The following is a 14,591-nucleotide window of genomic DNA, read 5'->3' as shown; positions in this document are numbered from 1 at the left end:
TTATTAATCAATGAGTTCAATTTTATCCCGGTAGTTGTCGCCAATCGGGATAATTTCATTACCCACCTTCAAAGAAACTTTATCTATAAGGCCAACTTTGGTTTTATTAACCAGGTAAGATCGATGCACCCGGATAAAAGTACTATCCGGCATCAACCCGTTTAAATACTTCATGGTCATGTGGGTAAGATAATTACCCTGAAGGGTACAGATCTGTACGTAATCTTTTACCGATTTGGCGTACAGCAGATCGGCATGTAAAACCTTTATTAACTTACCAGATACCTTAAAATAGGTATAGTTTTTTTCTTCAGTTTGCTCCTTCGGCTGGCTTTTAAGGAGTTTATTAATGGCACGTTCAAAGCGAGTGAAGGTAATGGGTTTCAACAGGTAATCAACCGCATCCAGTTCAAAACCGGTAATGGCGTAGTCTGCAAATGCAGTAGTAAAAATTACAGCCGGTGGGTTTTTAAGCGACCTTAAAAAATCGATGCCATTAATAGCCGGCATTTTAATATCTAAAAACATCAGGTCTATCTGGCCGGTATGCAGCACATTGAAAGCCTCGAGCGCGTTATTGCATTTGTTAACTAATATGAGTTGTGGTAACCGGCCAATATGGTTTTCCAGCACATCCTGCGCCAGGGGTTCGTCATCAATAATAATACACCTGATCATGCTATTTGCAAGGTTAAAAGCGCATGGTGAATAGTAGCTTCATCATTAATTTCCAATTGATAATTGCCGGGGTATAAGATATCGAGCCTTTTAATTACATTTTGTAACCCAATTCCTTTTGCAGCAGCAACTTCTGTTTTTGGCGGCTTACTGTTACTAACTTGCAAGGTAAGTTCTTGCTCTGCACGGCAAATTATAATAGTGACAAAACCGGCAGCGGTTTCTTCCTGCAGGCCGTGTTTAAAAGCATTTTCAATAAAGGGTAATAGCAATAATGGCTCCATATAAACATCATTGGTAATGCCCTGCACATCAAACTGGATAGTTTGGTTATCGGGATGCCTGATTTTTTCTACAGAAACATAGTTAGCCAGAAATTCGATCTCGCGGGCTAGTGATACCTTTTTTTGATCGGCCTCGTACAAAACATAGCGCATCATGTCGCCCAGCTTGGCCACCATTGGCGCTGTATCTGCCGATTGCTTTAAGGCCAGCGAATAAATATTATTGATGGTATTAAAAAAGAAATGCGGATGAAGCTGTGCCTTCAGGTAATTAAGCTCGGAGCTGAGTTGCTGCTCTTTTAATAAGTGCATTTGCTCTTCCTGTTTAGATGATCTAATAAAATAAGCTAAAGCGGCGAGGCACAAAAACTCCATACACATATATACAATGCTGAAATTAATACGGCTATTGGCATTATACCATTTTAGAGATTCTTTACTTAGGCTTTCGGGAAGTAAACTACTATGCCCAACAGAATAGTACAAGCCCCGCTTGTAAAAATGGAACAGCAATAAATAAATAATAATAACAGCAATAAACGATGCAAAACGCCTGGTAAATAAAAAACCCTGAATCAGCTTATAAAACACAAAAGAGGTAAGGATATCTGAAGTGCCGTAAAATAAAGTAGAAACCAGGTCTTTTTCTGGTATGATCGCCTTGTGTAGCTCAATGAAATTATATTCAAATACTGAGAATGCCGGAAAAAAATAAAAGAAAACTACAAAAAACGCGATTTCTATTTTAACGTATTTCCATTGCGGGTTGCTTTGCCACCAATACATGCCAACAAGGTAAATAATTATTTAGTGTAGCTATTTATCCAACACTTGCTTTTAGACAAACACCTGTTTTTTTTCGACTAAAACGAAGATTTACCTATCAGTCTAATTTTTAAGCACATTGGTCTAAAACATAAAAAAGGAGCTTCATTAGCTTGTAGGTTTGCATGTAAGCAAACGCTATTATCGCATGAAAAAATATTTGTCTTTTGTAATTTACATTGTGCTTTTTACCAGACAGGCATACGCAGTAAATACTAACCCGGAAGCCATTAAAACCTTAATGGCAACAGCCGATAAACTACTGGCTATGCAGTCTATTAACTATCATTATACCCGGGAAACCAATTATTATAAAGACAACTACTTCTCCAATATCTCTGCCGATTCCTATATGGAATTTGATGGAGAAAAGGTTTCACGCTTTCAGCTAAATTCAGAAACAAGCAAGCAAATTTACAATGGCACAGTGTATTTTGCACTCAACAAAAAGGATCACACCTATGCCTTAACAACACACGTAGATCAAAAAATATTTTCTTCGTTCTCTTACTTTAATAATTCTATCCCATCCTTCAGGTTTATGTTAAAGTATATTATCCAAAATGATTCTATAGGTAAAACGCAACATGACACCACGCTTGCCGGGAATCCATACAAAGTAGTAGGCCTAACTATGCAAAATAAGGTAATTGATTATTTAGGGGGATACATGAAGTTTACCAAGCAGGTTACCATTTACTATGACCTTATTATAGATGCTGCCACATCCCTCCCATACCAAATTATTCAACGCAACAATATCGAAAAGGCAGATTTTGTACGTGTAACTTACACAAATATAAACACCAGCCCTGTTAAGCCGGCCGAATTAACCTGGTACTATTCTACCTATACCAAAGATTATAAGCCCGAGAAAAAGGCAGCAATAAAACCAATAATTACAGTGGGCACTACACTTGCCGCCTGGCAACTGCCCGAATATAAAAACAATGATATTGCCATGCTTCAAAGCAGCAGTTTAAAGGGCAAAGTGGTATTTATGGAGTTTTGGATAAAAAACTGCGGCCCATGTATGGAAATGTTCCCGGTGTTAAAAAGCCTGCAGCAAAAATTCAACAACCAGGCTGTACAGATATTAACCGTAAACGCTTATGACTCATCAAAAGATGTTGGTTTTTTTTACTACCGCGAAAAACCGGCCTACAAAATGTTATATGCAGGCGAAGCATTAGCCAAAGAAGTGGGGATTGCGTTTTATCCGCAAGCTATATTGCTGGATAAAAGCGGAAAGGTAATTTATGCCGGCGCTTTTGGTGCTGGCAGCAAAGCGAAGATTGAACAATTGATAGAAAAAATTCTTTAAGCCAAATGGCCCCGCTAAAGGGGCCATTCAAGTTACAACTCTCTAATCTCTATACTTCTAAAAGCAACCACATGCCCATGATCTTGCAATGCTATTTTACCTTTAGGATATTTGGCAAAATTTGTCCAGGTTTTAAACTTACTGTTATTCAACAGCTCCTGCCACTCGGGGCTGCCCATTTGTACATTGATAATTTGGGTACCATTTAACCAAAAAATAAGGTGGCCATCTTTTTTAGATATCTTGGCAGTGTTCCATTCACCAGCAGGTTTAGCTACCGATGCCGATGGGGCTTTCATATCATACAATGAGCCGGCGAGGTGATTGGCTTTTTTATTATCCTCGGCCTTATCATTATCCAGCACCTGCATTTCAATACCGCTTAAATAAGTTTGCTTTAAAGTAGTATCCTCATGTACGCCGAAAATAATACCGCTGTTTCCTTCCGGAGATATTTTCCACTCTATCCATAGCTCGTAATTCTCGTATTCTTTGTCGGTCACCAAATCGCCTTGGTCTGGTGCATTGGGATCTAATTGTAATACGCCACCCTCTACCTTCCAGGCTGCGCTTGCGGCAGGTTTTAAATAGGTATGCCAGCCCTTGGTAGTTTTACCATCGAACAATAAATGCCAGCCCTGCTGTTTTTCTTTTTTAGTTAATGGATTTTGTGCCGATACCCCATAGGATATGCCTAATGCACATAGCAATACAAACATGTTTTTCATTAAAAGAAATTTTAGGTATAAAAGATTGCCGTAAGTTATACAGTTAATTGGAATATAGCAAAGGGAGTTTTAACCTTAAGAAATACTGATGTAATTCAACAGAAATTTACTAAGCTTGAATTAAGATATCCTTTCCAAACATTACCTTGTATACTGGAAGGGATATTTTTTGGAATCACATTTTATTTGCAGAAAACTATTGGTCACCCTTAAAAAAACCGATGATTTAAATATGTATCTGATATGTATTAAACTATGCCAACCATGCCAAAATGAAAAAAAACCACTCCATTTTGGCATGGTTGACTGCTTTATTATTTTTCAAAAAGCCTATCCTAATAACCTGAGTAGGCTTTTTTTCAAAATGGCATGGTGGTTGCTCATGGGCGTTGCTATGTATTTACAATTCCCCTATTTATTCACTATTGCAGCTGGCCAGTACGGCATCTGTTATAATTCCGTATCTGGTTTATGAGTTCACACGTTAGAAAGCTATCTGCTGCCGGCGTATTAGTTACGCTGGGTATTATCTTTGGCGATATCGGTACTTCTCCTTTATATACTTTCCAAACATTATTAAAAGAGGGCGGAAGTCACGGCGAATTTTTGGTTTTAGGCGCTATTTCCTGCGTGTTTTGGACCTTAACCCTGCAAACTACCTTTAAGTACATCTTCATCACCCTGCAAGCCGACAACCGCGGCGAAGGAGGCATATTTTCTTTGTATGCCCTGGTACGCCGGTATGGCAAATGGCTGGCTATACCTGCTATTGTTGGTGCGGGTACGCTATTGGCCGATGGAATTATCACACCGCCCATATCAGTAACGTCTGCTATTGAAGGGATTGGCCTTTTACCGTCACTGGCTAAAGATTTTGTGCCGGGCAATACGCTTATACTGGGTATTGTTATCGGCATTATACTGCTGCTGTTCTTTGTACAACAGTTTGGCACCAATGTAGTGGGCACACTATTCGGGCCTATAATGCTCATTTGGTTTGTGATGCTGGGTACGCTTGGCGTATTGCAGATAGCGCATTTCCCAGAGATATTTAAAGCGCTTAACCCCATGTATGGGGTACATTTATTAACCGAGCACCCACGCGGTTTCTGGCTGTTAGGCGCAGTATTTTTATGTACCACGGGTGCCGAGGCTTTATACTCAGACCTAGGGCATTGCGGCCGCAAAAACATCCAGGTAAGCTGGATCTTTGTAAAAACCACTTTGGTTTTAAACTACCTGGGGCAGGGTGCCTGGGTGCTTACCCAGCATAAATACACCAACTTTGCAGGCGTTAATCCATTCTTCGAAATTGTTCCGCATTTCTTTTTAATCCCCTCTATTGGTATTGCCACAATGGCAACCATTATTGCCAGTCAGGCTTTAATCAGCGGTTCATTTACCCTCATTAGCGAGGCAGTAAGTATGAATTTCTGGCCGAGGATCACCATTAAATACCCCTCTAACATTCGCGGGCAAATTTATATCCCGAGCATAAACTGGCTGCTGTGTTTCGGCTGTATTGCAGTAACGCTTTATTTCCGCACGTCTGAAAACATGACGGCCGCTTACGGTTTTTCTATCACCGTAGCCATGTTGATGACCACCATACTGATGTACTATTTTATGCGCTACGTAAAACACTGGCCGCTGTGGCTGGTGGTTATTATTGTATGCGTATTTTTAAGTGTCGAGCTATCTTTCTTTGTGGCCAATGCCGTTAAATTATTGAAAAGGCTCTTCTTCCTGGTGTTTGAATTTGGGTTGATCTTTACCATGTACATCTGGTACAGGGCACGTAAAATCAACAACCGTTTCCTCAACTTTGTTGATCTGAAAGATTATATCCCGATGCTGCACTCTATGAGTAATGACCAGGGCATCCCTAAATACGCCACGCATTTAATTTATTTAACCAAAGCCAACAACCACAAACAGGTAGAGCAAAAGATCATTTATTCGATATTAAGCCGCAAACCTAAACGTGCCGATGTTTACTGGTTCCTTCACATCGAACGTATGGATGACCCATACACCATGGAGTATACCGTACAAGAGCTTGAAGACGATAAGGTGATCCGTGTAGAGTTCCGTTTAGGGTTCAGGATCCAGCCGAGAATTAATGTATTGTTTCGCAAGGTGGTAGAAGATATGATAAGCCGCGGCGAACTGGATATTACCAGTAAGTACGAATCACTGAGCAGCTACAACCTGCCGGCCGATTTTCAGTTCATCATCATGGAAAAATTCCTGTCATACAATAACAACTTCAGTGTTAAAGAAGGCTTTATCCTCAACAGTTACTTCGCCATTAAAGGTTTAGCCCAAAGCGAGGCCAAAGCCTTTGGTTTAGATACCAGCGAAACCCGTATAGAGAAAATACCGTTAGTGGTAAACCCGTTAAGCAATATTAAACTGAAGCGGGTAGAAACGGGTATGTAAAGCTTTATTTATTTTACACCTTAATGTTAAGCATAGGCTGGTTTGTTATAAATTAGCTTATGCTTAATACCGAAGAAATTCAGTTTTACCTTCATTTGTTTAAAGGCTTGTCGATCTCCGATCTGACAGGCCTTTTCAATATGGCACATACCCGTAAAATACCGGCAGAAGGGATTTATATACAGAAGGGAGCGTTTGCACCAAAGCTGGCTTTTATTAAAAAGGGCCTCATAAGGGCTTATCATTTAAAAGAGAACGGCGACGAAATAACCCTGTTGCTGCGCTGGGAAAACCAGTTTATCGCATCGCATGATGTTATTATTCTGCAACAGCCATCCCGCTTCACTTATCAAGCCATGGAAGACACCACACTACTGGAAATTGATTATAATAAAGCGCAAAGCCTGCTGGATAATAACCCAAAGCTTTCTGCCCATCGTAACCTCTTTTTATTGCATATGCTGGCCGAATCTTTAGAACGGGTCGAATCTTTCGTGCTGCTTTCTGCCGGGGAGCGTTACCTTAAACTATTAAAAGAGAAGCCGGATATTGCCAACCGGGTGCCTGATAAGCATCTGGCTACGCTGCTGGGTATTACCCCCGTATCCCTTAGCCGTATCCGTAAACGAATAGCTTCGGGCCATAAGCATTAATTATCCTTTGTTAATTTTTATACGGGTAAGGGCCGGTAACTTTAGGTTATTATTTTAATAACGTATATAACCATGAAAGAGATAATTGAAACCTTGCTCAGGCTGTTCGGCGTGTCGGCCATCAGGTATTTTATCATTGCAGGCCTGCCATTTATTTTATGCTACAAAATACTCACTACCTGGTTTGCTAAATCAAAAATCCAGCAACGCCAAGCTGCTCTAAGCGATTTTAAGCGAGAAGTTTTACACTCCATGCAAACCACGGCAGTACTGGTGGTTATTGCCTACCTTGTATTATTTACACCTTTTAAAAATTATACCCACGTATACACCAATCTTTCAGATTATCCATGGTGGTGGGTTGGGGTTAGCCTGGTTATGTGCCTGGTAATACATGATACTTATTTTTATTGGATGCATCGTTTACTGCACCATAAAAGGCTATTTAGATACACGCATCTGGTACACCACCAATCTACCAACCCATCCCCATGGACCTCCTACTCATTCCACTTTTTAGAAGCCTGTACCGAAGGCGGGGTATTACTATTAATTGTAATGCTGATACCGGTGCATCCGTTTACGGTGCTATTATTCACCATTACAGGCTTTATAATTAATGTGTATGGGCATTTGGGTTATGAGGTGGCACCACGCTGGTTCAGGCATAGCTTTTTATTCGAAATAGTAAATACTTCGGTGCATCACAATTTACACCATAGCAAGTTTAAAGGTAATTACGGCCTGTATTTTAGATTGTGGGATAGGCTATTGAAAACCGAGCATCCCGATTATGTAAAGGAGTACGACCGTATACAGCAAAACCGTTTCGGCACAAAAAAGCCGGCGGGCAACCTTATCCGGAGCTAATTTGGTTATTGTTCAAGAACCGGGATAGTTGCAGTACAAAGCGCATGATTATTTTAGCTTTGTACTGCAATTGTATATATCTGCCCTATGAAAAAGTTGAAACGCATTATCAACGATATAAAAACAACTACCGACAAAAATTCCCCTCAATACAATCAGCTATTGTGGCAACTGATCTGCTACTCGCCCAAGATGCCGGTGCGGTACCCTGTTAATCTTTTGCTGGACGAAGCTGTTCCATTTAGCCTGAAAGCGCTGGATGCCTACTTTACCCAAACAGAACTCAGTTTTAACGGCTTTATATGGGGCACAGGTACCCGGAAGATTCTGTTAACCCACGGCTGGGCCTCTAAAGCGGCAGACTATTACCAACTCATTACCGCGCTTCGCGAAATTCCAGACACGCAGATTATTGCTTTTGATGCACCAGGTAATGGCAGCTCTGAGGCAGATATGGCTAACCTATTGATGTATGTACAAGCCATTAAAGCTATTATTGGCGAATATGGCGAACCAGATGTACTGATTGGCCATTCGCTTGGTGTAATGGCCAATGTAATTACCTTGACCGAGACAGGCATCAACCCCAAACTACTTATCAGCCTTACCCCTTTAGTACACCTCAAAGAAAATTTCAAAGCTACACTTAATGCCAACGAAGTACCGGCAGAAGCGCAGGAAGTTTTTTACGCCGATTTCAGGCGGATATTTAATGATGTTTTCTCGAACTTTACATTAGATGCCCGGTATCAGTTTGATGCCGGACTGAGCCACTGGGTTGCCTATGACGAGGAAGATAAAATTGCTCCCTACCCATACCTTCAAGAGTTTCTAGCCACCCGGAGTTTCATTGCATCCAAAGCCTACAACGGCGCAGGGCACGATAAAATATTGATAGAGCCAACTATGATAACCGATGTGGTTGAAATGGTAAAAGAAGTACTTAATTTACCAGCCCATTAAATTCATTACCCGGTTAAACTCGTCATGTATCGGGGCTTCAATCTCAATGGCCTTGCCCGTTACCGGGTGTGTAAATGAAAGATGTGCGGCGTGCAGCATCATGGTTTCCATTTGCCATTGCTCATTAAATAGCTTGTTTTGTTTATTGCAACCATGCGTACGGTCGCCAATAATGGGGTGGAAAATATGCTTAAAATGTTTTCTTAACTGATGCATGCGCCCGGTAGTAGGCGTAGCCTCCACCAATGAATAGCGCGACGTTGGATGCCCGCCAAACGGCACCTGCAACTCTGCCTGGTGTAAGGTAGTATAAGCGGTAAATGCATCTTGTAAAGTGCCGTTTTCTTTACGCAGGGCATAATCAATTTCGCCCGTTGGGTCTGTATAACCGCGCACAATAGCCAGGTATTTTTTAGTAACCTCCTTATTCATAAACTGTTGCTGCATGCTGGCATCGGTAGCCTTATCTAAAGCAAAAAGCAAGATGCCGCCTGTTTTACGATCGAGGCGGTGTACCGGGTAAACATGCTGACCAATTTGATCGCGCAATAACTGTAGTGCAAATACATCGGTATCATCGGCAATTTTAGAGCGGTGAACAAGCAGTCCGTGGGGTTTATTAATAGCGATGAGGTATTCGTCGCGGTATAAGATGGTGAGCAGCATAAGTTTGCGAAGATAAGGACTTTCTGCCCTTACACCTATTAGCATTTAACCGGTATCCTTCCAGACATTAGCCGGCGCTATCATTACAGCTTAAAAAATTGCTAACTATAGCTCCTGAAAATTTTATTAATTATATTGAGCTATTAATTGTAACGTTTTCGGGCATCCGTTATCTTATCACATATGATATCAACCTTTGTACAGCACGAATTAAAGGCTTTCTGGCGATCAAAAAATACAGGCAAAAATATGGCCATCCGTATTGTGATGGCAATCCTCATTTTATACCTGCTATTAAATGTATTGGTAATCGCTTTTTTTATGGATAAGATCATTGATAAGGCCATGCCCGATGAAGATATGATCCCGGCCTTTTGCAGTATCCTGCTCTATTACTACCTGTTTGATCTGCTTATGCGCCTGCAACTGCAAGAGCTGCCCACCTTGCGGGTACAACCCTATTTAACCCTCCCGGTAAAACGGAATACATTGGTGGGTTACCTATCATTCACCGCCATTTTATCAGTCTTTAACCTTTGGCCGCTTATTCTGTTTACACCCTTCGCCCTTAAAATTATTGCGCACGAAAACGGCGCCGGCGTGGCTGCTGTGTTTATACTGGCCGTAGCAGCGCTTACGGTATTTAATAATTACCTGGCGTTATACATCAAACGGAAATCAAACTTAAACGGCTGGATCTTTTTGGCTGCTGCCGCTGCACTGATATTGATTAGCACGGCCGATTTCTCGTGGCATTTGTACTCTATCCGTAAAGCATCCGGCTTTTTATTCGGGCACCTGCTGGCGCAACCTGCCTTTGTGGTACTCCCAATACTACTTGGTGCTGTAATGTATTATTTAAACTTCCTGTACCTTAAGGGCAACCTATACCTCGAAGAGCTGGGCTCGCGCAAGGCATCGGCTTATAAAAGCAGTACCGAAATACCGCTGCTGGGTTACTTTGGCCATATTGGCGACCTTGTAGCCAACGAAATTAAACTGATACTACGTAATAAACGCCCCCGTTCGTCCCTGGTTATGTCGCTGTTATTTATGTTTTACGGATTGATATTTTATACCAACCCGGCTTATCAAAATTCGCCTGCTATTAAATTACTGCCTGCTATTTTAATGACCGGCATCTTCATCATCAACTACGGCCAGTTTATGTTTAGCTGGCAGGGTGGCCATTTCGATGGCATATTGGTAAGTAAAGTAACTATCAGAGACTTTTTTAAAGCAAAATACCTATTGTTTTCGCTGGTATCCACATTGGTTTTTATACTCACCATCCCATATGTGTATTACGGCTGGCACATTTTGTTTATCCATTTTATAATGTACCTGTGGAATATGGGCGTTAACGCCACCATTGTGTTGTTCTTTGCCAACCGCAATTACAGACGCATCGACCTGTCTAAAGGTGCATCATTTAACTGGGAAGGCGTTGGCGCTACCCAATTACTGCTTGCACTGCCCTTAATGCTGGGGCCTTATTTAATATACTGGCCGTTGTCTTTTTTTAAACACCCCGATGTGGCCCTTATTATTTTAGGCTTAACAGGCCTGTTATTTATTTTAACCAGGAGTTTCTGGATTAAACAACTCGAAAAAGATTTCATCACCAAAAGATATACCATAGCCGAAGGCTTTAGAGCTAAATAATTATGATCGAGATAAAAGATTTAAAAAAGGTTTATGCAGCTGTGCCTGTAGTAAACATTCCGCAATTAAGCATTGCCAAAGGCGAAAGCATTGGTTTAATTGGTAATAATGGGGCAGGTAAAACCACCTTATTCCGCATGATGCTGGATCTGATCCTCCCAGACCAGGGCGAGGTATTATCGAACAGCGAACCTGTTGCCGGTAACGAAGCCTGGAAAAGCTACACAGCTGCTTACCTGGATGAAGGTTTCCTGATTGATTACCTTACCCCCGAAGAATACTTTTACTTTATTGGCGGCCTGCACAAATACAACAACGCACAGGTAGATGATTATTTGTCTACCATGAGTGATTTCTTTAACGGCGAGATTCTAAAACGCGGCAAATATATTCGTGACCTATCTAAAGGCAACCAGTGTAAAGTTGGCGTGGCGGCATGCCTGTTGCAAAACCCGGAGTTTTTAATGCTGGATGAACCCTTCGCCAATATTGACCCAAGCACGCAGATCCGCCTGAAGAATGTTTTGAAGGAACTGAATGCCAAAGGCGTAACCACCCTGGTATCCAGCCACGATTTAAACCACGTAACCGATGTTTGCGACCGTATTTTACTGATGGAGAAAGGCAAGATTATTAAAGACATCGAAACCAATGCATCAACCCTGGCAGAGTTGGAAGCCTATTTTGCGGTTGGCGGGCAAACGGTGTAATAGCATGTTAAGATTTACCCCTCAATCATGCAATCATGCACACCTTCAATCATTGCTTTATGTAAACGGAAGGCAGTAACATTTCGGGGCCACCTGCCCTGCTATCCGCTCATACGCGCACCGGCCTTAACCGCGAAGGCCGGTATCCGCTGCTATCAGGTTTAGGGGGGAAGCGGGGGTGTAACAATAGGCACGAGCTACACGGTCGTGTCAGAATGAGGGGGGCAATAATTATACGTATAAAAAGGATTGCGGTGGGCTGACGTTATATTCATCTTTTAAGCAAAGTGGTTGGAGATACCTTTGAACATTTTTTATTTTTATAGCATATCCCTCTTGTTTTTGCGAAAAATACTCATAAAAATAATCTTGGGTTATGCCAGCGAAATCTTTTGTTTGCTCCCATAAATCATTTAAGCCATCATTTAAGATAATATCTATTTCAAACTCTCCGATCACTTTTTGCATAGGCGACGATGCGTATACTATGACAGTTTTTACTGTAGTATCTTTAAAAATTGTTCTTCTAAACTCATATTTCTTGGTCCCGTCAAAAATCTTATTTGCATATTCTGGTTTAATTGACAATATAACTCGCATCTGTATTTGTTAATTTTAAAATTTTCTCAAGTTGCTGTTTTGTAATTTCTTTAAAGCCCCTAGGTGCCTCTTCGATACTCGGGATTATTTCATTTTCAATTAGTGATTTTAAATTAATCCGTTGAGGAAATGAATAGGTATACAGCATTGAAACGATAAACGGTCTGCTCCGGGGGTTAGATCGCCATTGGTTTCTTAGATTTTGTTCTGAATAAACACTTCTCTTTTTACAAATTCTAATAAAATCATCTTCATCGGCAAAGTTGGTGATAATTTCTTCAGCAATACACACTGTAGTAATAACACTTTGATAAAATCCGCCTGTTCTATAAAAAACTAATACATCCCCCTTGTTTATATTTTTTTCCCATGACCGCGAAACATAAACTTTACTTATAGCATTTCTATGCGGCTCATCGTCAACAAAGTTGAGCGGAGATTCTGTTTTTAATATTGAATCGGGGAATAATTCAGTGTGATAAGCAGGATGAATAGGAACTAAAAATGCTTTTGTATATGTTGGGATATAGGGAAATGTAACTCGTGGATTTTTAATATCAAATGTCTTTGAAAAATTTCTTATGTAAACATATTCACCATTAGACTTCATCCCCCAAACTGTAAATCCCCAAGCTTCCAAAAGTTCAATTAATCTTAATTGCTCTTCTCTTTTTTGAAAAATCGTCACATAGATCTCCTCTACTTTATTGGCTAAAGCATTATCAAAAATAATTTTTAAAAATCTTTCTCCCAGTCTAAAACCATTGCCGACAACTTTAAAGGTTCCTACCTTTAATCTTCTTTTAGGCCTAAATGGTGGTTCAATATCTGAATAAATTTCTTTCTCATCTTCCCTTTTTAGAAACAGAAAAGAAAGTAATTTTTTATTGCTTTTATTAATTGTGATGTACGCCTTTTCGTTAGCCTTTTTATTAAACCACTTTTCAAATCCTGGATAATCGTCCTTGAGAGTTAAAAAAAAATTGTCAGAAAGATCAATGTTACCAAATAGTTCTTGACGAACACTTAGTACTTTGTAGTTCACCAACTCTGGGTATTCTGCTGTAATTTTTTCTAAAAAAGTATTAATTTTAAAAACTTTATCTTGAATACCTAACTCAAAAGCCTTTTTGTGAATTTTGTTATCTTCAGATATTAACAAATCAACCCTTTCTGAAAATACCTCATTTAAAAGAATTGTATCATTTCGATCATTTTCATTTATATCATGTTTTTTTGAAATATCAATAACGATTGGTGGCATTGGAGCTGTCGTATTAAGAAGAACATAGCTATCTAATTTTATGTTAAATGTCTCAACAGTCGATTTATTGGGATTTTTATTTATCTCTTCTAATGTTATTGGATGAATGCATTTTTCAAAGCTTGCTTTATCAAGCCACTTGAACAGTATGCCAATGTCCTGATTTGTAACCCTTCCCGCTTCCCTATGGATAATTATATTAGTATCTAAAAGCGCTTTCATTTAAATGTGCTTTTACAGTAGTCAAATGCTTTATCCAACATTTGGAATGCTTTTGAAATAAGATATGAACCTAAGAAATAGATAGTTGCTATAATAATAACTATTATCACCAACCAAAACTGTGGTGCAAAGGGTATAACTATTACCCCAAGATCAGTTGTTTTAGATTTGAAAGTAGGGAAACTTAATAGCAAACCGCATACTAAATTGATCAGTACGGCCAGTGCAAATTGACCTGTTCCAATTCTTTCTTTGGAAAACGTAATGAATACCTTGAATTTGTCTTTTGTCGATCGTTTATTAAATACCACCATTAATTTTTCGTCTTTAATGGGAGCATTGGGTAAATAAGCTTTGAAAGCTTCGTATTCAAGATTTCTAACATTTTTTAATGTTTCAGCCTCATAAGAAACTAAGTCGTAGTCATTAGGAATTATATTAAAGCAAAAAAAACATTCTATTGGACAAAGCCTTTCGTTTTCTAAATCATTGGGAAGGTTTCTTAATTCATTTAACTTTATATCATAAATTATCTTAGTTCTTCCAACTCCCGCCTTACGTGTCGAAACCTGTTTCACATTCGGTTCCAAGTAAAATCTAATATAAATTTTACTCACATCTTTTGCTTTTGCCTTAAAATGCTTTAGGTTAACATTTATAGTTAGTAGTTTATCACCTTTTTGAATAGTTTCAAAAG

At 39.8% G+C, this 14,591-nt stretch carries 14 protein-coding genes; 7 read left to right on the top strand and 7 right to left on the bottom strand.

Features of this window, described 5'->3' with window-relative positions:
- Positions 1-3: 3 nt before the first annotated feature.
- Positions 4-678: a LytR/AlgR family response regulator transcription factor gene (locus RG47T_RS23010; RefSeq protein WP_074492158.1), complete on the bottom strand. Its 675-nt coding sequence runs from the start codon at positions 676-678 to the stop codon at positions 4-6.
- A complete protein-coding gene (locus RG47T_RS23005; protein ID WP_074492156.1) occupies positions 675-1,748 on the bottom strand; it encodes a sensor histidine kinase in 1,074 nt (357 codons plus the stop codon). The genes RG47T_RS23010 and RG47T_RS23005 overlap by 4 nt, the downstream gene beginning before the upstream one ends.
- Positions 1,749-1,935: 187 nt before the next feature.
- On the opposite strand from RG47T_RS23005, the gene RG47T_RS23000 reads away from it, so the two are divergent.
- Complete coding sequence (locus RG47T_RS23000) at positions 1,936-3,111, top strand: TlpA family protein disulfide reductase (protein WP_074492154.1); 1,176 nt, start codon at positions 1,936-1,938, stop codon at positions 3,109-3,111.
- A gap of 32 nt (positions 3,112-3,143) precedes the next feature.
- Here the strand turns inward: RG47T_RS23000 and RG47T_RS22995 are convergent, their stop codons facing one another.
- Positions 3,144-3,839: a 3-keto-disaccharide hydrolase gene (locus RG47T_RS22995; protein WP_074492151.1), complete on the bottom strand. Its 696-nt coding sequence runs from the start codon at positions 3,837-3,839 to the stop codon at positions 3,144-3,146.
- A 471-nt stretch (positions 3,840-4,310) separates the two neighbouring features.
- On the opposite strand from RG47T_RS22995, the gene RG47T_RS22985 reads away from it, so the two are divergent.
- The 4 genes from RG47T_RS22985 to RG47T_RS22970 all read left to right on the top strand — a co-directional run bounded on the left by RG47T_RS22985 (position 4,311) and on the right by RG47T_RS22970 (position 8,767).
- On the top strand, positions 4,311-6,281 hold the full coding sequence (locus tag RG47T_RS22985; RefSeq protein WP_074492147.1) for a KUP/HAK/KT family potassium transporter: 1,971 nt from the start codon (positions 4,311-4,313) through the stop codon (positions 6,279-6,281).
- A gap of 59 nt (positions 6,282-6,340) precedes the next feature.
- Positions 6,341-6,934, top strand: coding sequence for a Crp/Fnr family transcriptional regulator (locus tag RG47T_RS22980; protein WP_074492144.1), 594 nt, complete (start codon positions 6,341-6,343; stop codon positions 6,932-6,934).
- Positions 6,935-7,006: 72 nt separating this feature from the next.
- Positions 7,007-7,804 carry a sterol desaturase family protein gene (locus RG47T_RS22975; RefSeq protein WP_074492142.1) on the top strand — a complete coding sequence of 266 codons (798 nt, stop codon included), beginning with the start codon at positions 7,007-7,009 and terminating at the stop codon, positions 7,802-7,804.
- A gap of 87 nt (positions 7,805-7,891) precedes the next feature.
- Entirely contained in the window at positions 7,892-8,767 is an 876-nt protein-coding gene (locus tag RG47T_RS22970) for an alpha/beta hydrolase (protein ID WP_074492140.1), read from the top strand.
- On the opposite strand, the gene RG47T_RS22965 is transcribed toward RG47T_RS22970, so the two are convergent.
- Entirely contained in the window at positions 8,753-9,430 is a 678-nt protein-coding gene (locus RG47T_RS22965; protein WP_074493694.1) for a pseudouridine synthase, read from the bottom strand. The two genes, RG47T_RS22970 and RG47T_RS22965, sit on opposite strands and share 15 nt — an antisense overlap.
- A 186-nt stretch (positions 9,431-9,616) precedes the next feature.
- Here RG47T_RS22965 and RG47T_RS22960 point away from each other — a divergent pair, with 186 nt between their 5' ends.
- Entirely contained in the window at positions 9,617-11,098 is a 1,482-nt protein-coding gene (locus RG47T_RS22960; RefSeq protein ID WP_074492138.1) for a DUF5687 family protein, read from the top strand.
- Positions 11,099-11,100: 2 nt separating this feature from the next.
- Positions 11,101-11,808: an ABC transporter ATP-binding protein gene (locus RG47T_RS22955; RefSeq protein ID WP_074492135.1), complete on the top strand. Its 708-nt coding sequence runs from the start codon at positions 11,101-11,103 to the stop codon at positions 11,806-11,808.
- Positions 11,809-12,039: 231 nt separating this feature from the next.
- Here RG47T_RS22955 and RG47T_RS22950 read toward each other — a convergent pair whose 3' ends face one another.
- The 3 genes from RG47T_RS22950 to RG47T_RS22940 form a co-directional block, all read right to left on the bottom strand.
- Positions 12,040-12,408: an ASCH domain-containing protein gene (locus tag RG47T_RS22950; protein WP_074492132.1), complete on the bottom strand. Its 369-nt coding sequence runs from the start codon at positions 12,406-12,408 to the stop codon at positions 12,040-12,042.
- A complete protein-coding gene (locus RG47T_RS22945) occupies positions 12,386-13,894 on the bottom strand; it encodes a PIN domain-containing protein (protein ID WP_074492130.1) in 1,509 nt (502 codons plus the stop codon). The genes RG47T_RS22950 and RG47T_RS22945 overlap by 23 nt, the downstream gene beginning before the upstream one ends.
- The coding region (locus RG47T_RS22940; protein WP_216351097.1) for a hypothetical protein at positions 13,891-14,591 on the bottom strand (701 nt) is incomplete at its 5' end. The genes RG47T_RS22940 and RG47T_RS22945, both read right to left, overlap by 4 nt.

The sequence above is a fragment of the Mucilaginibacter polytrichastri genome (assembly GCF_001911425.1).
Taxonomy (GTDB): Bacteria; Bacteroidota; Bacteroidia; order Sphingobacteriales; family Sphingobacteriaceae; genus Mucilaginibacter; species Mucilaginibacter polytrichastri.
This window is presented reverse-complemented; position numbering and strand designations above follow the sequence as displayed.